Genomic DNA, 20986 nt, shown 5'->3' with positions numbered 1-20986 from the left:
TGATCGAGCCACTGATGCCCGCACGTGCACCGGCACTCGGGCATCGGGTGGGCGCACGCTCGGAGCGCTTCGCGTGGACCGCCTGGAGGACGTCGGCGACAGGGAAGCCCGCGACGACATCCGCGAAGCGTTCCTGGAGCTCGCCCGCATCTTCACCGACCGACGCGTCCGAGCGTGGTATTACCCCCTGTACGAGCTTCTGAGGGGCTGCGCCGTAGGGGCCATTCCGGCGATGTAGATGTCCACCAGCCGGCGCGCGGTTTGATCCCAGTCGGACACGTGCGGAAGCCGCTGCGCCATCAGCGCACCGAAGATCACGAGGTCGGCTGTGCGTACATCGTGCCGGATCGTGCCGTCCCTCCGGCCTCTGGTCAGCAGGGCGCCGAGGCTGCGGTGCACCTCGGTCTGGACGGCGGTGGTGCTCCGGTCCAGCAGGACCGGGCCTCCGTGCAACGGCAACACCAGGTCGGGCCCGTGCTCGACGGTGCGATCGAGGAAGTTCCGCAGGGCTTCGATGCCCGGCTGATCGGTCTCGGCGGCCGCCCTCGCCGCGTCCAGTACGAGTTGGAAGGACCGCTGCGTCAGAGCTCCGAGCAGGACCTCACGAGACGGGAAGTGGCGGTAGACGGTGCCCACACCGACACCCGCATCCGCCGCGACCGTCGCCATCGGGACCGCGGTGCCCTCTCGTCTGACCGCGACCGCGGCCGCCGCAAGTATGCGGTCCTTGTTGTCTGCCGCGTCACGCCGCAACCCTCGCCTCCTGATGTCCTCGTCCGGCCGCTCACCCGCCACACCGTCGATGATGACACCACCGGGACCAGCAGGCTCCGCACATTTGACAGCCTCACCAAGCGGACGATAGTGTCCGGTTAGATGGTGGAACTGGGGCATTTACCTCATAATGCCCAAGGGATTGGTGCCGCACCCGGCAAAGGACATCGCGGCGGCGACGAGGATGTCGCCACCTCCACCGGCTGGACCGTGGGCGCCGGAGGCGGCGGTTCCGCGCCAGGCCCCTTTGGCGCGAACAGCTGGACCACCGTGGCCGACGCGGAGCCTCCCCCGACCACAGGCACTGCCCGATCGCACGGGGCACCCGCACAACCGAACGGAGCCCGCCATGAGCATGGTGTACCTCGCTCAGCCCGAACAGCAGCAGCAGCTGGAATGGCTGGACGGCGGCACCCTCGCGATGCTGCTCGACGGCAAAGCCACCGACGGCCAGCTCATGGTCGGGCGCTTCGATGTCGCCCGGGGCGAGGCCCCGCCGTATCACATGCACACACGTGAGGACGAGGTCTTCCTGCTGCTCAAAGGGACCGCACTGGTGTGGTGCGACGACCAGGAGTACGACCTCGCCGAAGGCGGCGTGGTGTTCCTGCCCAAGCAGATCCCGCACGGATACCGCATCACGTCCGCGAAGGCCGACCTCCTGATGATCAACACGCCGGCCGGCATCGAGGGGATGTTCCGGGAGACCGGCCGCGACAAAGCCACGCCGCGTCCGCCCGGTTTCCAGGTGAATCCCGACCCCGCCGTCTCCGACAAGTACGGCAACGTCATCATGGGCCCGCCACGCTGATCGCCCTGAGGCTCCGAGGGCGCGGCTACCAGCGTACGGACCGCCCGGCCTGCGGTGCGGCGCCGCCGAGCGAGGCGAGACGTTGCGCACGTACAGGCGCACCCGGCCGAGGACCCCGCCGAGCAGGGCAGGGCCCTCGTCGGTGAGGGACACCGTGACGCCGCGCTCGGCGTCCGGCGAGGGGCCTTGGCAACCAGGCCCGCCCCGGCCCGGCTGCGCCACTTGGTACGTCGGTCCCCCTCTCGCGAAGCTACCGGTCCACGGCGTGCCGGAGCGGGATGGCGACTTCCCTCAAGGCCCGGGACGCTACCTGGTGTTCGCGTCCGAAGCCGGCTCCGACCGCCACCCTGACTGGTACCACAACCCGAACAGGCCCGCCGCTGCCCCGGCTTCGCCGGCTACCAGCGCAAGACCGAGCGGATCATCCCTGTCATCGCGCTGACACCCACCAACGTGTCCGGTCCTTCCGCACCGTCGCCGTCCGTTACTCGCCAGCCCGAATCCTGAACAGCCCGGAAGGCACCACCATGAGCCAGCAACAGCGCCAAGCCCTCGACGAACTCCTGCGCCAGGCCCCTCTCGACGTCGGCGGTGACGTCACCGAACAACGGGCGCTCTTCCACGAGATGATCTCCTCGGTGCCTCTGCCCGATGACGTCTCCACCAAGCAAACCGAACTCGGCTCAGTGCCCGTCGTGTCCGTCGAGACCCCGGGACTGGACCCGTCAGTCGTCGTCCTCTACTTCCACGGCGGCGCCTACGCCCTCGGTTCGGCCGCCGACTCCGTCGGCCTCGCCGCCGATGTCTCCCGGCGCGTCGGGGCAAAGGCCATCTCGGTCGACTACCGCCTTGCCCCTGAACATCCGTTCCCCGCGGCCATGGACGATGCCATAGCCGCCTACCGCGCGCTCCTGGGCGAGGGTGTTCCCAGCTCACGGATCGCGTTCGTCGGCGAATCCGCAGGCGGTGGCCTCGTCGCGTCAGCCCTTGTCGCACTCAAGGACACCGACCTGCCACAGCCCTCCTGCGCTGCGGTCTTCTCCCCCTGGGCCGACCTGAGCGTGTCCGGCGCCAGCGCGACCGGCAAGGCTGGCGTGGACCCCGCCCTCACCCCCGAGGCCCTGCGCATCAGAGCCCGCGACTACCTCGGCGAACTCGACCCCGCCGCACCACTGGCCAGCCCCGTCTTCGCCGACCTCACCGGGTTGCCACCGCTGCTCATCCAGGTCGGCTCGCACGAGATTCTCCTCGACGACGCCATCCGCCTCGCCGCCGGAGCCGCCCGCCACGACGTCCCCGTAGAGCTGCAGGTCTGGCCCGAAGTCCCCCACGTCTTCCAAGGCTTCGCCGCCCTCCTCGACGACGCCGACCAGGCGCTCAACGCCGCCGCCGCGTTCATCAAACGCAACTGGGCCGGCTAACCACCGCCACACAGCACGGCGTGGGCCGGGTGGTTTTGTCGGTGGGATCTGAGAGGGCGTGCCGGGAGGCTATGGGCTGCCCGACCCGCCTCACAGCCCCGGCACCCAGCCGCGCGGAGAGCATGGAGTTACTCCGAGCCACCGCCACCGCTCCCGACCGCGGTCGCCTGTGGACATGAAGACTCATCGCTACCCACGGCTGGCTCTGTTCACCCGAACTACGCCCGCCCTACCGCTCAGAAACCGAGTGAGGCGAAGCGTCTCCACAATGGCCCTACGATCACCATCGCGGCGGACACACCGCCCTGGGCGGCCGAACACCCGCCGCCCGCGTCCCCAACCTCACAGGGCATTACAGCTAGGGCTCGTGCGCGGCGGCTGAGGAGCATGGCCATGACCCGGTCGGCGGTGCGGCCCCGGGCGGCGGCGAGCGCTGCGGTCACCATGGCTTCCGCGTCCGCGGGCCGCCCGGTGTTGTAGGCGGTGATCGACCAGAAGGCCGGCACGTGGGCTCCGAGTGCGGCGTCGGACTCGGCATGCGCGGCGTGCAGGGCGGTGTCGAAGGCGTGGTCGGGGCATTCGCCGCGGGTGTCGAAGGCGGCCCAGGCACGCATGCGGGCGAAGTCGGCTGCTGCGGCGTGGAGCCGGGCACCACGGGCTCGTCGAGCAGTGCCTTCAGGGCGTCCGGCGGGGGAGCGCGGTGACGGAACGGACCCAGGTTCAGGTCTGCATCCCCGGGTGCAGCCCACGTCCCCGGAGCGGCTCCGCCGGGGAACGTATCGGCCGGGCCCGTTGCCAACGACAACGCGACCAGTCGCCGGGGCTGGGCCAGGCCCAGGTATGGAGATGGGCCCGTTCTCGTAGGAGCCCTGCAGGACGGGCCGAACAGCCACATAGCCACGAGCGCATCGACTTTCAACTGCGCCTGGCCCCGAAGAACCGAAGCCTCCTCCCAGAACCCCACCCTGTGCCGGTGCGCCCCGCAGCACGCAGGGCTGCTGCGAGGTGGTCGCGACTGTGCAGGGTATGGGGGTGGGCAGGTCCGAGGACGCCTTCGCGGGCGCTGAGGACGAGTTGATGGTGGTCTGCTGCCTCTCGATGCCGGCCGAGGTGGTCGAGCGCGAGGCCGAGGTTGCTGCGGCTGGTCAAGGTGCTGGGGTGATCGGGTCCAAGGAGGCGTTCGTAGGCGCTGAGGACGAGTTGATGGTGGTCTGCTGCCTCTCGATGTCGGCCGAGGTGGTCGAGCGCGAGGCCGAGGTTGTCGCGACTGTGAAGGGTGTCGGGGTGATCGGGGCCCAGGACCTGCTCGTAGGCGCTGAGGACCTGTCGATGGAGGTCTGCCGCTTCTCGATGCAGGCCGAGGTCATCGAGCGCGAGCGCGACGTTGTTGCGGCTGTTCAGGGTGTCGGGATGGTTGGCGCCTAGGAGGCGTTCGTAACCGGATAGAGCCCGTCGGTGGAGGTCTGCTGCTTCTTGGTGGTGGCCGAGGTAGCCGAGTGCGAGGCCGAGGTTGTTGCAGCTGTGGAAGGTGGAAATTTGGTCGGTGCCGAGGACACGTTCGCGGGCGGTGAGAATCTGCCGGTGGTGGTCTGCTGCCTCCTGGTGTCGGCCGAGGTGGTCCAGCGCGTTGGCCAGGTCGTTGCGGCTGAGCAGGGTGTCGGGGTGGTCTGCACCGAGGACGCGTTCGCGGGTGCTGAGAACGTGCTGGTGGTGGTCTGCTGCCTCCTGGTGTCGGCCGAAGAGGTCGAGCGCGTCGGCGAGGTGATGGCGGCTGTTCAGGGTTTTGGGGTGGTCGGGGCCGAAGGAACGAGCGGTGATCGAGTGCGCTACCTGCTGCAGCTGTAGTGCGCCGCCGTAGTCGCCCGCTTCCGTGAGGGACTGACTGATGCGATCCATGGCATCGGCAAGGTGCTGGTTGTGCTGGTCGGTGGTGTGGGTTGCGGCGCTGAGGAGGTGGGGGGCCAGGAGGCGGGCCGTGTCCCAGTCCGCGATCCTGGCACTCGTCACCCCTTGGGCTGCCTGAATCAGGCGGCTGGTGAGGACCTGCTGGAAGCGGTTGGGCTCGGTGGATTCGGTGGTGTGGATGTGCGCAGTGATCTCGCGTACGAGGGGGTGCAAAACGACCTGTCCGAGGACGGGTTGTCCGCCGTTGCGTGTGGGCGTGTCAACGAGTCCGTAGGTGTGCAGGCCGTTGAGCACGGCCTCCATCTCGATCTCGCTGGTCGGTTGCCCGGTGGCCTCGGTGACCAGTGCCGGGGTGAGGAGGAAGACGGGGATAGGGGCTGGTGCCAGAAGGGACATCAGCCGCAGCGTCGGCCGTGCGAGTGGGTGGCCGTCGGTGGCGAGTTCGTCCAATGACAGCTCCCAGGTGTGGCGGACCAGGGTCCGTCCGACAGCCGGGTCGCTCGCCCGGGGTTGCGTGGCGCCGAGCAGCGTGCCCAGCTGTGTCTCGAGGGCGGTGGTGTAAGCGGTGAAGGTGCGGTGGCGGCTGCCGGGGGCGGACAGGTAGCGGCCGACAGCATGGAGGGCGAGCGGCAGGCCGCCCAGCCGGTCCGCGAGCGCCCGTGCTTCCTCGGTGGTTCCGGCTTGGGGGGCCGCGTCGCAGAGAACCTGGCCGCCGGCTGCGGGCTCCAGCGGGACGACGCGGCGGAGGACGGCCTGCGTGCCCCACACCACGGAGTCGGTGTTGCGGCTGGTGACCAGCAGCAGGCCTCTCCTACCCGGCCGGATCCACCCTCGGTAGGACGCCACGTCCTCCCCCGCGGGGCCGACGGCCTGCGGGGTGTCGACGTTGTCAAGGACCAGGAGCCACTTGGCGGTCTGGTCCAGCTGCTCCCACACCAAATCCGGCAGTCCGGCCCGCCCCGCCCTCGCTTCTTCGAGCCGGGCTTCGGGAAGGCCGCAGGCCAGCGCGGTGCGGGTCATCTGCTCGGCCAGCTCCTCCGTGTCACGCCAGCGGATCCAGAACACGGCCCGTCCTTCAGCGCGCGCGATGTCAGCCAGGGCGGAAGCCAAGGTGGTCTTGCCGACCCCACCCACCCCGCACACCACGCCGTACCTCCCCTGGGGCCGGGCCAGCAGCCGCCGAAGAGAATCGAGTTCGCCGTCACGGCCGCGGACGGGACCAGACCCGTGAGGCGCGCGCAGCGAAGCCATGCCGCTGGCGCGGAGCCGCTCCAGCGCCACCAACCTCACCGACCCACCACCCTCCACCATCCCTGCGGTGTCCCAACGGCGCCCGACCAGCTCCAATACCGGCGCACCGACCGCCAGCACACCGAAGACCGACCACACCACCCACGGATGAGACGCCCAGCCTGGCGCGGCGTTCGTGGCGTAGTTCGTCACCACCCCCAACGCGAACGTCACCGCCGCCCCTGACGCGCTGACGACCGAACCCACCCGCGCACGCCTGCCACTACCCACACCGCCCCCATTCCCCACGATGCTGATGACCCAAGGATGCGCCATGCCACCACGTACCGTCCCCGGAACCGCCGTGCACCCCGCACCCCGGCCTGCCGGCGCCGAGGGACGCCCTGGCGGTGATCAGGCCTCGATGAGACAAACAGGTGGGTCGTCAGACTTCGGTGAGACCGGTCAGGTGGCCACAGAGTGAAACGTCGTCGGGTCGCTGGGCGAAGCGCACGGGCAGACGGGCCGCCGGCCGGGCGCTGTACTGCGGCGCATGCCAATGGTGACACTCCGTAGTTATGTGAAAGCTATCAGTGATGTTCCTTGTAGGATCGCCAAGCTGCAGACACCGCACTTCCGGAGGATCCATGACAAACGCGCGTGCTCGACTGGCCGTACTGGGCTCCACCGTGGCTCTGGCCGCAGGTGCCCTCGTCCCCGTACAACTCGCCGGCTCAACCCCGGCGGCCGCCGCGCCGGCCTACCAGTGGGTCGCCATGGGCGACTCCTACACCGCCGGAGTCATCCCGGCGGCCGGCGACACCTTCGAGGTCCCCCGTGACGGCTGCGAGCGCACCGACCAGTCCTACCCCCAGGTCGTCGATCGGGATTTGGGCTCACTGATCGAGCTGACCAACGTCAGCTGCGGCGCCGCCACCATCGAGGACATCACCGACAACGCCCAGAACCCGATCGGCCGGCACCTGCCGCCCTTCTCGGAGGACCCGGACTACCCGTTCCTGCCGGTGCCTCCCCAGTCCGAGGCGGTGAAATCCGGCACCGACGTGGTCACCGTCGGCGCGGGCGGCAACACCCTCGGATTCGCCGAGATCCTCTTCACCTGTCTCCAGTTGGGCCAGGGCACCGGCGGCGTGGGGACACCGTGCCGGGACGACCTGGCCGACAACATCCCCGGCCGGCTGGCCAAGGTGAGCAGCGACTACGACGAGATGCTCGCCACCGTCCACAAGCGCGCCCCCCACGCGAAGGTCATCAACGTCGGCTACCCCGCGGTCATCCCCCAGGACACGACCAAGTGCCGGTACGACGACTGGGAGCAGTTCGCCTCGATCACCCCGGGCGACCTGGACTGGCTCCGCGACGACGTCCTGGGGCCCCTCAACAAGGCCATCGAAAAGGCGGCCGGTGACCGCGGCGACGCGTTCGTCGACCTCGCCGACTCCACCCGGAACCACAGCGTCTGCGACGCCGGCAAGTGGGTGGAAGGCGTCTTCAGCCACTTCCCGACCGAGGTGGCCTTCGTCCACCCCAACGCCAAGGGCCACAAGAACGCCGCCGACCACGTCTCCGCAGCCATCTTGAACGCCCTGGGCGTCAACTGAGCAACCGCACTCTCGGGGAGCCGGCGGGTGAACAGGCGGGCGTCGGGCTTGTCCCTCAGCACGAGCAGGCGTTGGGCGATCATCGGGCGGGCCTCCTGGATGAGGGGACGCGGCGGGCGGTCTTGCCTTTGGTGTTCTTGTCGGCGAGGCCGCCGGGGGAGGGAGTGGTTTGGCGGCGCACGGTCCAGATCCAGTTGGTGAGGTCGATGTCCTTCACGCGGACGCCGGAGACCTCGCCGATGCGGGCGGCGGTGCAGGCGGCGAAGACGAGGGGATGCCGGGACGGAGAGCCGGCGGCCGGTGACGGTCACTGCGGCGGATATCGGTGACCGCACCGCCGCGAAGTTCCTGTTCCGGCAGGTCTGGCAAAGAGTTCAGCGCACTCGCTCGCGAAGGAACAGAGCTGGTCCACGACCTTCCGGTACTCCTGTGGATCCCGCACCATGTTCGGCGTGGCATCGCTCCACTGCTGCCACAGGCCACCGGCGGCAAGGTGTGGGGCTGCTCGCTCGGTCCCAAGGACGGCATCGAGGTGAAGCAGCGTGCTGAGAACCCCGGTCTGGTCCCGGACGAGTTCGGGTTGAGGCAAGTAGCGATCAAGGTATCTGCAGACCAGATCGGCGTCCGCGCTGGTGCAGAAGGTGGCAAGAGAGATACAGACTCGCGCTCGGGCCCGCTCAACCGCAGCGAGCTTCCGCCCAGCCGGAGGTACCGCCGGCCGGGCGTGACGAATCGTCGGACCAGGTCCATCAGCTCGGGGTCGGTGTTGGCATAGCGCATGGCTGCGTCTTTGCCCGGCCAGGACCCAGCTGCCAGCGGTTTCCCCCAGGGGCCCCGCAAGGCAAGCCGGTTCAGACGTCACCCAACCGTGCAGCAGCCCCTTCACCGGTCGGACGGGCTGGTTTCGGCGCTGGGGACCGTCTCCATTTCCGTTGCGTCTACCATCGCGGCCGCGCGGGCGGCCGGCGATTCCGTCCGCTGCGCATGGTCGCCGAGGTGCAGCAGCCGGGCGAACCCGCTGGACGCGCGATGCTGCGGCCGGTAGGTGTAGGCATATCCGTAGGCTTTCCCCTCGCCTCTCAGCGGAGCCATGTTCAACACCATCCCCAGAACGGGGGTGCCGCCACGCCGAAGCGCGTCCAGAGCAGTGACGATCTGGCTACGACCGGTGCGGGCGGCGCGGACCACCAGGACGTAACCGTCCACCATCGGAGCCATCGCTGCGGTGTCCGTGACGGGGAGCACCGGGGAAGTGTCGATCACGATGTGGTCGAACTCATCCGAGAGGGTGGCGAGCACCGTGCGGAACTGCTCGCTGCCGAGGAGTTCCGCGGGGTTGGGCGGCACCGGCCCGCTGGTCAGTACCGTGAACGTGCCGGCTGACTGCAGCACCTGATGCACATGAGCCTGGCCGATCAGACAGGTCGTCAGCCCGGCATCCGGGACGAGGCCGAGAGCTCGGGCCGCGGTGGGGCGCCGCAGGTCGGTCTCGACCAGGCACACCTTGACGCCGGACTCCGCCATTGATGCTGCGAGGTTCACCGCGATACTGGTCTTGCCCTCGCCTGGGAGAGCGCTGGTCACCGCGATCACCTTCGGCGGCCGGTCGACATCCACGAAGCGGAGGTTGGTACGTAGCTGCCGGAAGCCCTCGGCACGTGGACCGTGCGCGTCGTCCCGGGTGGCCACCAGATGCCGGGCGTTGCGCGAGTCATGCACGATGCTGCCGAGAACCGGAGGACCGTCGGCCCCGGACGCCAGGTCGGCCAGCGCCTGCCGGGTGCGTACGGAGGTATCCAGAGACTCGAGCAGCGCCGCACAGCCGATCCCCAGGGCCAGCCCGGACAGCAGCCCGAGCGCGAGATTCACCAATGGCCGGGGGGAGAAGGGCGCGCCGGGTGTGGTCGCGGGCTGCGTGACACTCAGTTTCACCGGCGAGGTCTTCGAGTCGGTCGGTCGCTCCAGCCCACTGACCATGTCGGCGAATCGCTCGGCGACAGCGTTGCTGATCCGGGCGGCCCGGCGCGGTTCGGTGTCGGTGACGTTGATGCACACCAGCACGGTGTCGAGGCCGGCCGTGGCCGTGATCCGGCTCGCCAGCTGCTCCGAAGTCATGGGAAGCTTCAGCGCCTTCACGACGGGACGGGTCACCAGGGGGCTCGCCACCATCTCGGCGTAGGACTGCACGCGCGCCTGGATGAAGACGTTCCCCTGATTGAGCTGGGCGGTGTCGGTCTGGTCGTGCATGGACACGAAGAGCGTGGTGCTGGCTCGGTACTCGGGCGTGGTGACGTGGGTGGCCAGCGCGCCGAGACCAGTGCCCAGCAGGGTCAGAACCGCCATGACGCGCCAGCGCCGGAAGAGGACCCGTAGGTAGTCGCGCAGATCCAAGATGTCCGTCCCCAGTCAGAGCCAGTGGGTATGGGTCTCCACTCTATGGGCCAAACTATTCAAACGCTTACATCTGGCATCAATTGCCTATCTTTGGGTCGTTGACTCCGTACGCTGACGGAGCCTCACCAGCCCGTCAACAGGAGTGTTTATGACCGACAAGACAGCACTCATCACCGGCATCACCGGCCAGGACGGTTCGTACCTCGCGGAGCTGCTGCTCCAGAAGGGCTACGAGGTGCACGGCGTCGTCCGGCGCGCCTCCACCTTCAACACGCACCGCATCGAGCACCTCTACAGCGACCCGCACGACCCCGGGACCCGCCTGTTCCTCCACTACGGCGACCTCACCGACGGAACGCGTCTCGCCGGCCTGCTGGAGAAGGTGCGGCCGGACGAGGTGTACCACCTGGCTGCCCAGTCGCACGTCCGGGTCTCCTTCGACGAGCCCGAATTCACCGGGAACACCACTGGGCTGAGCACGACACGCCTGCTGGAGGCCATCCGGGCGATCAATCTGCCCTGTCGCTTCTACCAGGCGTCCAGCTCCGAGATGTTCGGTGCTACACCGCCGCCCCAGCGCGAGGACACCGCCTTCCACCCCCGCTCGCCCTACGGGGTGGCCAAGGTGTACGCCTACTGGGTCACCCGGAACTACCGGGAGGCATACGGCATCCACGCGGTCAACGGCATCCTGTTCAACCACGAGTCGCCGCGCCGCGGCCCCACATTCGTCACCCGGAAGGTCGCCACAGCCGCCGCCCGGATCAAGGCCGGCCTGCAGAAGGAGCTGTACCTGGGCAACCTCGACGCCCGCCGCGACTGGGGCTACGCACCGGAGTACGTCGAGGCGATGTGGCGCATGCTCCAGCAGGACGAGCCGGACGACTTCGTCATCGCCACCGGCACGAGCTACAGCGTGCGCGACTTTGTCGAACAGTGCTTCGCCCATGTGGGCCTCGACTGGTCCGACCACGTGCGCTTCGACCACCGATACCTGCGACCGACCGAGGTCGACGACCTGGTCGGCGACGCGTCCAAGGCGGAGAAGGTCCTCGGATGGCGGCCGACCGTGCACGTACCGGAACTGGCCGGCCTGATGGTGGACGCGGAGGTCAGAGCGTTGCCGCAGACCTTCCTGGCCGCTCCGGCAGCCGACGCCGCCATCGCCGCCCTGGCTGTCGGGTGACGGTGTGACCGGCGGGCCGCCTGCATGCAAGGGGGTACCCCCGTCAACGCACAGTCCGGCGGATCACCGGGAGTGGCCGGATGGCGTCCCGACCGCCGCGCCCGGTCGTGCCACTCCGTACCCGGCGGCGTCAAGTGTGGCCAGGATCGTCCCCACCCGCACGCTCCAGTCGCCCACCTGACACATTCGTCGCCGCGCGTCGTCCACATGAAACTGCCACTTCTGCGGTGCGGCCAGAATGTCCAGCAACTGGTCGGCTGGAGCACTCCAGTCGACCTCTACCACCGGGTTGTACCCCATGAGCTCCACAAGCTCCGTAGGTGCATGCCCGACGACGAGGCACCCGGACGCGATGCTCTCCAAGTAGCGGTGCGTCATGGTCTCGACATTTCCCGACCGGCGCGGATGGGTGATCGACGAGGGGAAACACACGGAGACCATCGTGTCCGCGAAGCCGTCCCGCAAGGCCCGCTCGTCGGGGAACACCAATTGGTCACTCCAACGCGTGTAGATATGGCGGTGGTTCGAACTCTCCACCGCCTTCTGCACCGCCTCGTGCCAGACTCCGAACCGCCGGCCCAGTTCCAGGACCCCGATGGTCCTGGCGGCCAGGGGACGCCGGGGATCGTGCGAGGTCATCCGGGTGGCCTCCGGGAGGTGGACCACCTCGGAGTCCGGGAGAGCGTCTGCGAGGAACCGGGCTGACTGTGCGGCGGTCACGAACACCACGGGCGGCCGGAGCGGTCGCAGCCTCTGAACGTACTTCCGCCACTGCGGCTCCCACACGTCCCAGCAGTAGGGGACGACGTCTCCCGTCAAGGCCGACCCGTAGAGGTCCCCGAATCGCGCTCCCATCAGCGGCACGAGGACGGGACCACTCCGACGGCGCAGCGGGGACGGGAGGGCGAGATGGCCCTTGGCGAGGACACGGCCGACCGGTCGACCCACCGGAACCGGCTGGAGGGCGGCTCCCTGGGCGGCCAATTCCGCGATGAGATCCCTGACCACGTAGTGCGACGGGTGTTCACTGCCCGGGGGAACGGCCACACGCAGCGTGGTCCGTTCGCGGCGGCGGAGGCCGGTGACGGCGTTCTCCACTCCACAAGCTCCTTTGAGGTGACACAACACGGCAATATCGCAATAACCGTCACATAAACCGTGCTTGGTTACAAATTACCAGTAGCATGCGCATACCCTTCCCGCCAAGCCGTATCAATGGAGTACGCATGCTCCTCGACGTCCCGCCTCCCCGCCCGGCACCGTAGTGATGGGTCATGGACCGTCCGAGAGTCCGTCCGAAGGTGGGCCCGGCCTATCCGCAGAGCCGCCGAATGCCCGGACGCCGGGCACGCGGCTCTTGTCGGCGCCGGACGTGGCCCTCGGTCCTTCGGTCGGCGGCGGAACGGCACCCCATCTGCGGGCCGCCGCCCGCGCGGTGGGCGCCAAGGCGTTGACCCTTCCCGTCACCGCACTGGCGATGCTGGTCGCCACCCGAACGGTGGTCGACTCCCTCGGCGTGTCCGGATACGCACTTGTTGCGCTGGTCACCACGCTCACGGCGATGGTGCCTCTCGGCGACCTCGGTGCCGGTGCTGCCATCGTGGACGCGATGGCACGCAGCCGGAACGGCGACCGGGAGCCCTTGCGCCGCGCCATCACCTCGGGCGCACGCACATTGGTGTACGCCGGAGCTCTCATCGCGGCCTTGGGTATCGTTCCGGCCTGCCTGGGGATGTGGAGTCCCCTTCTCGGCCGCGCCGGACAACCGGGCACCGACGGATCTGTCGCTGTCGCCTTCCTGCTGTTCGGCTGCACCCTTCCGCTCAACCTGGGCAAATCGATCCTCATCGCGCTGAATCGGACTCATGTCGCCCTCGTGCTGCAGGGGGCAGGGAGCGTTCTCGCCCTTCTCCTGCTGCTGGGTGCCGCGGCCGCGCACGCTTCCGTCGTGGCGTTCGTCGCATCGGGCTTCATCGCACAGTGTGCCGTGGGCGCCTTCTGCCTTGCGTTGGCGAGCCGACTACTCGGCATGCCGTTGCTTCGCCTGATCCCGGCCAGTGTCCGACGGTGCCGGCCCGGAACCCGCATCCGCAATCTCGTCGTGCCCATGATGGTCATCAACGCCGGGTCGTCCGTGGCCTACGCCACCGACCGACTGGTCCTCAGCCATGTCGCCGATCCCGCGACCGTCGCCGTGTACTCGGCCGGGGCGCAACTGTTCGCCCCAGCGGTGGGCCTGATCAGTGTCGCCGGAATGCCGCTGTGGACCCTCTTCGCCCATCAGCGGGAATCCCCGGACCGACCCACCTGGCGCGATCTCAGCAGGCTCACCGTGCACTTCGCGGCAGGAGGACTGATCGCCGGTGTGGGGTTCGTGGCGCTCGGCCCCACTGTCGGCTCGTGGATGATGCACGGTCAGGCCCAGGTGGGGGCAGGCCTTATGGCGGCATTCGCCGCCCTGTTGTTCGTCCAGGCCGTGAACTACCCGGCCAGCATGTGGCTGACCGATGCTGCGGGCCTGCGCTTCCAAGCGATCAGGGTCAGCATCATGGCGGTCGCCAATCTCGCACTGTCCATCCCCCTCGCCCGCCTGGTCGGCGCACCGGGCCCGGTGATCGCCTCGGTGGCGGCGTTCACCGCTGTCGTCTTCGTCCCCAGCCTAAGAAAGGCCCTGTCCCGTGCATGACACGACGGCCAACCTGGCGCCCCGCAACGACCGGCTCAGGCGTGAGCCGCCTGTGTTGGTGAAGGCCGGCACGCCGTCGCCTGGACCCGCTCCTCTCGCCGGCCGCTCCGCAGGGGCAGCCGACATGCTCACCCCGATCGCCGCCGGCGTCCTCGGCCTGGGAACGGCGTGGTCTCTATACCCAAATGGCGGCGTGACGATGGGACACGTCGCCGCGTTGCTGCTGGGCCCTGTTGTGCTGACCGGCGCATGGCGGTGGAGGCAGGGGCGCATCTGCCTGATCCTCCTCGCCCTGTGGCTGTTCACCGCGGCGTTGACCGAGATCGTCGTCCACGACCCGCGGGGCCACCTGGTCTACGCCTTGTCCCGTCCTGTCACCGTGGCCTTGAGCTTCTGCGCGGGAATGTGGGCATTCCAGCAACGCGACAAGGTCAAGACCACCTACATCGTGTCGCTGACGGTCGGCTTGGTGGGAGGCATCGCGTTCGCTCCGAGCGCAGGCCTCGCAACAGATCCGTGGAAGTACGGGTTCGGCCCGGTGGCAAGCCTGGGGACGGTCCTGGTGTCGGCCACGCTGCAGGGCCGTGGCAGGCGATTGTTCTCAGCGCTGGTGATGACGGCGGTCGCCCTGCTGAATCTGAAACTCGGGTTCCGATCGGAGTTCCTGGTCGTCTCCCTGGCCGGCGCGATGGGCGTCCTTGCCTCCCGACGCGGCTCGGGTGTGGCATGGAGGCGATGCCTGCTGATCGGTACCAGTGTCTGTGCTTTGGCGGGGATCATCTACGTCTCCTACGGACACGTCGTCGAGAGCGGGAGGCTCGGTCGGCAGCAGCAAGTGAAGTGGGATACGCAGAGCCGTATCGAGGGGGGCCCCCTGATGGGGGACCGGCCGGAATTTCTCGCCTCGGGCGCCGTAATCGAGGACTCGCCTTGGGTAGGCCGCGGTGTGGCACCGCAGATCAGCCGGAAGACACAGGACGCGTTCATGGAACGGATGCAGGCCATCGGCATCACGGTCCACGAGGGCCTCACGCGCTACTACTTCAGCCGGGGCCTCTTTCTGCACTCCGTACTCTTCCAACTGTGGGCCGAGACGGGAATCCTCGTCCTTCCCGGACTGCTGTTCCCCGTGTTCCTTGTCCTGCGGGCACTCCTCGCCGCGGTGCGGGCGGGGTCGGGGCCGGCCGCACTGGTCTTCTCACTTGCGGCGGGCCGACTGGGCTGGGACCTCCTCTTCTCCCCGTGGCCCCGGCTTCAGGGCGTGTACCTGGGTACTGCTGCGGCGGCCGCGGTGGTCTACCTCGTCCGTCAGCGACGGTCGCCCGCGGGTTGACGCGTGTGAGTACCCGCCGAGGACGCAGCGCGGCGCGCTGCGTCCGGCCGTTCACCGCTCAGAGCTGACCGGCTTTCTCCGCGGGAGCGAAGATGATGTTCTCGTAGCCGTACTCTTCCCTCAACTGGTGCGGCAACGCACGACCGTCACGCAGTTCGAACGCGCGGTAGTCGAAGGACAGCACGTGCTCGACCAGAACGCGGCTGCGTGTGGCACCTGGTACGCCCATGTCGCCGACTTCCAGCGACACGATCGGCCGTGACCCGCTGAGCATGGCCTGCATTCCATGGAGCACGTGCATCTCTGCACTCTCCACATCGATCTTCACGGCGTCAGGAACGCACCCTTGATCGCGCACGAAATCGTCGAGCCGAACTGCTGGTACGGAATGTGTTCGTTCGGTGAGATCAACCCTGACCGATTCAGGAAGCCGGGCCCGGAAAGTGGAGTTGAATGCGCTGTAACACGGTCCGTAGTCGCGTAGTTCAATCATTGTGGCTTCGGACCACACAGCCTTGTTGATCGGGGTGATATTGCACTCCGTGCCAGCATTCTGCGCAAGCACCTCGAATGTCGAAGGCGTTGGCTCGAACGCGAAGACATGGCCGACCGGGCCGACTGCTCGGCTCGCCAGCATACTGAAGTAGCCGACATGCGCACCCACGTCGATGAACGTCATCGAGTGCCGAAGGAACCGGAGGTAGAATGCGCTCAGGTCATACTCGAAGAATCCGTTCCAGCGCAATGAGACAGATACGTCGTCGGGCAGCGTAACGACCATCTGCTGACCCCAGGGTGTACTGCCTTTCGCTTGTACGCTGACTCCGCGCTGCTTCCATTTCTGTAGCCGAGAAGGCGTCGGATACCCAAGTCTGACGGGATGGCGGAGCACTCGGTATCGAATGCGGGTACGGCTGGTGCGGTACTGCGTGTCGAGAGCCCGCAGCACGCCGGTCCGGTCCTCGTCGGTCAATGTGTTCACGGGTGTGTTCGCGGTCGTTCCCATAGCAACTCCCATCGATTGGCATGCACTAGCACCAGTTGTGTCTCCGGCCCGTTCGCAGCTGTACGGACCCCCAGATTCGCCCGGCGTTCTTGACGACCGGCCACCAGCACCGTTCCCATGATCGCGCAACAGGTCCGAGATTTCGGCGCACGACAAGCCGGGGTTCACCGACCGGCTCGGGGTTCGTGACCGTCAAGGACGTCGGATGGCAGCGGAATGACGCGAGCAGGCGGGGAATGTATTTCAATTCGCCCTTCTGGCGCAACCGGAGATGCAGATCGAAATCCATGGCGTAGCGCAACGACGGGTCCAGCATGCCGACTGCGCGGACGGCGGTGTTCCGGTACACGGAACCAGGCTGCCAGACGAAGTTGGGACCGTACCTGAGGAGGCTGGGAGCATACTTTCCTGGGCGCATCGTAAAAACATGGTTGTCGTGCGCGTCGATGACTCGGACCCGACCGTAGACCATGACTGCGGTCGGGTTCTTTTCGAGTTCTGCCACGGCCGCGGACACCGAACCATCGGCAAGCAGATCGTCATCACCTAGCCAGGCTAGATACTCTGTCTGCGCGTCTTCCCAAGCCTGGTTGACCGCATTGCTGATACCACGGCCCCGTTCAAGTAGCAGCTGGCACGAGTAACGCTCGGCAAGGACTCGGAGATCTGCTGCTGCGGCGACTGGAGCGACAATCACCACCTCGATGGACCCGTCCTGTCGCCTGATCGAATCCAAGCACTGCTGAAGGTAGGGGAGGCGATGCCCCGTGGTCGGAACAACCAGCCGGATGCGCTTCGGTGGAGCATTCATGCCGGATTCTCCTCCCGTTTGCCGTCCGAAGTGATCAAGCCACGTGCGAGCAGTTTCTCGAAAAGCCGGCGGCCCTGTCGGGAGAGATCGAATTTTTCCACCGCAAACCGCCGTGCAGCGCGACCCATCTCAGCTGCCATGGTGTCGTCTGAAAGCAGGATTTCAAGAGCTTCCGCCAGATTTCTACCATCCCGCTGACGGACCAGCAGGCCAGTTGTCCCGTGAATGACGGTCTCGCGTAGTCCGCCCGTGTCGAAGGCGATCACAGGGCGACCGTGTGCTGCCGCCTCGCACGCGACCAGACCGAGCCCTTCGGAAGCCCCGGAAGCGACGTCCGTGCTCGGCACGCACACCACGCGGTGCTGCCTCATCAGGCGAAAGACCGCCTCTTGCGGAAGGCTGCCGAGGAAGCGAATCCTCGCACGGGACGGCAAGCCCGCAGCCTGCTTCGACAGGGCGCTCCGCTGCGGCCCGTCCCCCACCACCGTCACCTCGACCTGCCGACCACGAGCCAGGTCCGCCACAGCCTGCAGCAACAGGTCGCAACCCTTGCTCTCGACAAGACGACCGACGAACAGCACACCGGAGCGCTCCCCTGCACTCCCCAGGTCAAGGCCGCTCGGAATCGGCACGCCCAGGTGATGGACCGCAATGCGGGCCGACGGCACCCCGGATTCCAGAAGACGGTTCCCCAGGAACTCGGATACCGGTAGGAAAAGTTGCACCTCATCAACGAGACGTCGCCAGTTGGCAGCGAGTTGCCGCGTACTTCTCGATTGCTGGCGCCTGCTCCCCTGGAGCGTCAGCAAGTCGGATCCGTGGCACACCGCAGCCAGCGGGACCCGGACATTCTTCGCTACGTGTGCAATACGCCAGGCGCACTGCAAGAAGTGTGCGATCAATACGTCGGGATCGAACGCACGAAGTGCTGCGCACAGCGCAGGGGAGCGTCGGGTCGCTTTGAAGACGGTCGCTTGTGCCCTTCCGAACGGACGATCCACTCCAAGCACCCACGTCCTGCCCTTGACCTCGATGTCCGGAACGACATCGACGCCGAACAGGGTTGAATCCACCCCGCGCAACGCAGCGAGTTGGCTCGCAACAAAAGTCTGGGAATAAGGGAGGATCTGTGGCGTGTACCAGGCGACTCTTGACCTCACCTCACTATTCCTCTCCGGAATTTGCCGATTCTGAGTGTACTGTCACATACTGGCGACACGGCCGGCATACTCGGTGCGCGATCATCTACGAAAGCTGCTTACTCTCGCGGTGTCATCGCCGCTGCGCCACGATGACGGCACTGGACGGGCGCAGTTTCTGCCATGTGGATTCGGCGTGATATCGATAGTTCCAGGCGGTGGAGAGCGACAGTGCGCGATCGATGGCTGCACCAAACTCAGTGGCATAAAGATTTCGATGCAGCATGCGACCGATTCTGGGGGTCAGTGGCGACATGCAGAAACGGCTACGGTGGATCTTCATGTCGGCGTTGCGCACTGCCTGCTCGAGGATATGGCGCGGAATCCCCCGTTCCCGTCGAGTGATTCCGGCTTTGCGGGTTGAACGCCAGTCTCCCATGGAGATCACCGGTTCGCGGATCACAGCCCACCCGCCCGGTTCAAGAACTCGCCCGATCTCGGATACCACATGGGTTACGTTCGGAATGTGATGCAGCACTCCCAGGCACAGCAGGAGGTCAAAGGTCCCGTTACCGAACGGCATGGACCCGGAGGGGTCAGGAGCGATATAGGTCAAATTTACGCCGAGGTCGGCGGAGTGCAGGCGTGCCGACGGCTCGAGAATCGTGACACGGTCGATCGATCGCAGCATCGGAATGAATTCGCCACCAAAAGCGCTCCCCACGCCGAGCGCGTGAGAAAATCGGCGTTTTGGAAGCCTTTGAAATCCATGATACCGATTGACCCCGTGGTATCCGTAGGACTCAGCACCGGAGGATGAGGCGCCGAGGTCCGCGTAGGCTTCGCGCTCATCGTTGTACCATTCGGCAATCTCCTCCTCGCTGAATCGATCACCCCACAGTTCTCCGCCCGACAGGTACCGATCGGCGAATGGGTCCCGCGGTGCACATTTCATCATGTTTCCTTTGAATCGCGAAAGATCCGGTCGCAGCGCTTGTTCGCCGTTACGGGATGCCTTCCGAGACGTCATCGGGTTCCGTGTTCGGCCATCCGCGAGGGGCGACTGCCGTTTGGCTTGACCACGATTCCGATCATCATGTTGCCGAGCCGGTTTGCCGGTGACAGCACCCTGTAGACCGACTTGGCGATCGGTAGACGCCACCGCGCCGGTAGGCGGTTCACCAGCCTTCCCACGACCACGTTGTGATCCCATGTCCGGTGCGGCAGCACGATGGCGTCCGGAGTCAGGAGGTAGCTCAGGGTGGCTTGCTCCAGGATCGATCGGCTCCACCGGAAGACGAAGTTCACGACGTCACCGTGCTTTTCCCATTCGGTGCCGATGAGTTTGCCGACCAGACCCTCGTGCGGTTCGATCACGATGACTGCGGTACGAGCGACTCGGAGCATCTCCGTAAATCCTAGAACCGGCCGGGGCAGGTGGTGCAGCCCGTCTTGAACCAGGACGATATCGTAACTGGCGTCAGGGATTTCGGCCATGTTTTCCGCGTTCAACGACAGAGTCTGCAGTTCAGGTTTCAGGCTGTGGCAGACGGTGAGAGCTTGATCAGAAAGATCGGAGACGGTGACGTCTGTGAATCCATATCGGAGGAGTAGGATTCCCTCCCCGCCGACTCCGCCGCAGACGACCAGGACGCTCTGCGTCGCGCAGTCCAGCAGACCTCGGTCGCGGAGACGGCGCAGGGCGATCAGCAGACGGCGATCCCGAAGGAAACGCGTCAGGGGATCTTCGGTGACGTGGAACGACCAGTCATCTCGGCTATGGCAGATCTCGTCCATTGCGGCGCGCTGCAATTCAACACCGTTACTCATTCTTGTTCCTTCCACAGTCCCGCGTACTCTGCGGTCTTGGAGTTGGGCGCGCAATTACGTCATCGCCTGCTATCGCACACCTGAAAACGTCGGACGCCGCGCTTCCTCGGAAATATCTGAGCTGACCTCTGCTTCCACGATGAGCGCCCGGTCCGGGCGGGATTCCAGGTTCCTGAAAACCGGATCGTCGCTCTGCCCCGGCGCACAGCGACGCACACCGGTGAAACCGGCCGCGACGAGTTCGGCGTTGAGCGACTGAAAATCCCAGAGGTAGCCGAGGTGGTGACCGCATTCTTGAAATGGAATGCGCAGAAGGTCAACCGGGTGATGTGCTTCCCAGGTCGACCGCTCGATCGCCTTCTTTGTTTCCTCGTTATTTTGCACGTAGAGTTCGACGACGTACTCTACGTCGGGTGTCGCGAACCTGATCTTCCCGCCCGGCATCAGCACCCTGCGTGCTTCCCTGAACATCCTTCTGTTCGGCTCCATACGCATGTGCTCGATCATATTGTCGCCATAGACGTGGCTTACCGAACTGTCCGGAATGGGCCACGGTTTTGCGGCGTCCATGTAGTGCCGCGTACGCCATGAGATATCGGTTCCGATCCACCCGGCACGGCCCCTGCGGTGCGCGCCGATCTCGATCCTGTGAGGTCGGGGATCCGTCATCACTGCGTGTGCCAGGCGCATCGTGGCCACCGGGCGGTTCATTCCCCCGACGAGGAACTTGACGGCTTCTCTCACGACAGTCATGCAGAAACGCTAACGGATCTCTCGGTGAAGTACTTTTCACGGCTCCGCGTTTCGCAGGATTTCATGCGGATGCGCCAGCCGGATT

Annotated in this window: 19 protein-coding genes; 6 read left to right on the top strand and 13 right to left on the bottom strand. The window is 66.6% G+C overall.

The window, feature by feature from the left end:
* Window positions 1-180: 180 nt before the first annotated feature.
* Window positions 181-795, bottom strand: coding sequence for a TetR/AcrR family transcriptional regulator (locus tag OG900_05530; GenBank protein WUH89662.1), 615 nt, complete (start codon window positions 793-795; stop codon window positions 181-183).
* A 328-nt stretch (window positions 796-1123) separates the two neighbouring features.
* Here OG900_05530 and OG900_05525 point away from each other — a divergent pair, with 328 nt between their 5' ends.
* Together OG900_05525 and OG900_05520 are read left to right on the top strand one after the other, a co-directional pair.
* Window positions 1124-1585 (top strand): cupin domain-containing protein, encoded by a 462-nt coding sequence (locus OG900_05525; protein ID WUH89661.1) that lies wholly within the window; start codon window positions 1124-1126, stop codon window positions 1583-1585.
* Window positions 1586-2112: 527 nt separating this feature from the next.
* A complete protein-coding gene (locus OG900_05520; GenBank protein WUH89660.1) occupies window positions 2113-3006 on the top strand; it encodes an alpha/beta hydrolase in 894 nt (297 codons plus the stop codon).
* Between the two features lie 236 nt (window positions 3007-3242).
* Here OG900_05520 and OG900_05515 read toward each other — a convergent pair whose 3' ends face one another.
* Window positions 3243-3620 (bottom strand): hypothetical protein, encoded by a 378-nt coding sequence (locus OG900_05515; protein ID WUH89659.1) that lies wholly within the window; start codon window positions 3618-3620, stop codon window positions 3243-3245.
* Window positions 3621-3921: 301 nt separating this feature from the next.
* Window positions 3922-6375 (bottom strand): FxSxx-COOH system tetratricopeptide repeat protein, encoded by a 2454-nt coding sequence (gene fxsT / locus OG900_05510; GenBank protein ID WUH89658.1) that lies wholly within the window; start codon window positions 6373-6375, stop codon window positions 3922-3924.
* A 413-nt stretch (window positions 6376-6788) separates the two neighbouring features.
* On the opposite strand from fxsT, the gene OG900_05505 reads away from it, so the two are divergent.
* Entirely contained in the window at window positions 6789-7763 is a 975-nt protein-coding gene (locus tag OG900_05505; GenBank protein ID WUH89657.1) for an SGNH/GDSL hydrolase family protein, read from the top strand.
* A gap of 79 nt (window positions 7764-7842) precedes the next feature.
* Here OG900_05505 and OG900_05500 read toward each other — a convergent pair whose 3' ends face one another.
* The 3 genes from OG900_05500 to OG900_05490 all read right to left on the bottom strand — a co-directional run bounded on the left by OG900_05500 (window position 7843) and on the right by OG900_05490 (window position 10154).
* The gene (locus OG900_05500; protein WUH89656.1) at window positions 7843-7980 is read right to left on the bottom strand and encodes a hypothetical protein; all 138 of its coding nucleotides are present in this window, start codon (window positions 7978-7980) and stop codon (window positions 7843-7845) included.
* Window positions 7981-8070: 90 nt separating this feature from the next.
* Window positions 8071-8625 (bottom strand): DUF6000 family protein, encoded by a 555-nt coding sequence (locus OG900_05495; protein WUH95627.1) that lies wholly within the window; start codon window positions 8623-8625, stop codon window positions 8071-8073.
* Between the two features lie 20 nt (window positions 8626-8645).
* On the bottom strand, window positions 8646-10154 hold the full coding sequence (locus OG900_05490) for a polysaccharide biosynthesis tyrosine autokinase (protein WUH89655.1): 1509 nt from the start codon (window positions 10152-10154) through the stop codon (window positions 8646-8648).
* Window positions 10155-10305: 151 nt separating this feature from the next.
* On the opposite strand from OG900_05490, the gene gmd reads away from it, so the two are divergent.
* A complete protein-coding gene (gmd, locus tag OG900_05485) occupies window positions 10306-11343 on the top strand; it encodes a GDP-mannose 4,6-dehydratase (protein ID WUH89654.1) in 1038 nt (345 codons plus the stop codon).
* A 63-nt stretch (window positions 11344-11406) separates the two neighbouring features.
* Here gmd and OG900_05480 read toward each other — a convergent pair whose 3' ends face one another.
* Window positions 11407-12441, bottom strand: coding sequence for a hypothetical protein (locus OG900_05480; protein ID WUH89653.1), 1035 nt, complete (start codon window positions 12439-12441; stop codon window positions 11407-11409).
* A 274-nt stretch (window positions 12442-12715) separates the two neighbouring features.
* On the opposite strand from OG900_05480, the gene OG900_05475 reads away from it, so the two are divergent.
* Complete coding sequence (locus OG900_05475; GenBank protein WUH89652.1) at window positions 12716-14029, top strand: hypothetical protein; 1314 nt, start codon at window positions 12716-12718, stop codon at window positions 14027-14029.
* A 124-nt stretch (window positions 14030-14153) separates the two neighbouring features.
* Complete coding sequence (locus OG900_05470) at window positions 14154-15362, top strand: hypothetical protein (GenBank protein WUH89651.1); 1209 nt, start codon at window positions 14154-14156, stop codon at window positions 15360-15362.
* A gap of 58 nt (window positions 15363-15420) precedes the next feature.
* Here OG900_05470 and OG900_05465 read toward each other — a convergent pair whose 3' ends face one another.
* From OG900_05465 to OG900_05440, 6 genes are all read right to left on the bottom strand, one after another.
* On the bottom strand, window positions 15421-16368 hold the full coding sequence (locus OG900_05465; GenBank protein WUH89650.1) for an FkbM family methyltransferase: 948 nt from the start codon (window positions 16366-16368) through the stop codon (window positions 15421-15423).
* 25 nt (window positions 16369-16393) lie between these two features.
* Window positions 16394-17179 (bottom strand): glycosyltransferase, encoded by a 786-nt coding sequence (locus tag OG900_05460; protein WUH89649.1) that lies wholly within the window; start codon window positions 17177-17179, stop codon window positions 16394-16396.
* Entirely contained in the window at window positions 17176-18339 is a 1164-nt protein-coding gene (locus tag OG900_05455) for a glycosyltransferase (protein ID WUH89648.1), read from the bottom strand. The genes OG900_05460 and OG900_05455 overlap by 4 nt, the downstream gene beginning before the upstream one ends.
* A gap of 112 nt (window positions 18340-18451) precedes the next feature.
* On the bottom strand, window positions 18452-19348 hold the full coding sequence (locus OG900_05450; GenBank protein ID WUH89647.1) for a class I SAM-dependent methyltransferase: 897 nt from the start codon (window positions 19346-19348) through the stop codon (window positions 18452-18454).
* Window positions 19345-20148: a class I SAM-dependent methyltransferase gene (locus tag OG900_05445; protein ID WUH89646.1), complete on the bottom strand. Its 804-nt coding sequence runs from the start codon at window positions 20146-20148 to the stop codon at window positions 19345-19347. The genes OG900_05450 and OG900_05445 overlap by 4 nt, the downstream gene beginning before the upstream one ends.
* Before the next feature lie 69 nt (window positions 20149-20217).
* Window positions 20218-20901, bottom strand: coding sequence for a methyltransferase domain-containing protein (locus OG900_05440; GenBank protein ID WUH89645.1), 684 nt, complete (start codon window positions 20899-20901; stop codon window positions 20218-20220).
* Window positions 20902-20986 lie beyond the last annotated feature (85 nt).

Origin of the sequence: Streptomyces sp. NBC_00433, from assembly GCA_036015235.1 — a bacterium.
Lineage (GTDB): Bacteria > Actinomycetota > Actinomycetes > Streptomycetales > Streptomycetaceae > Actinacidiphila.
The sequence above is the reverse complement of the archived record's forward strand: the minus strand, read 5'-3'. Positions and strand labels throughout refer to the sequence as shown.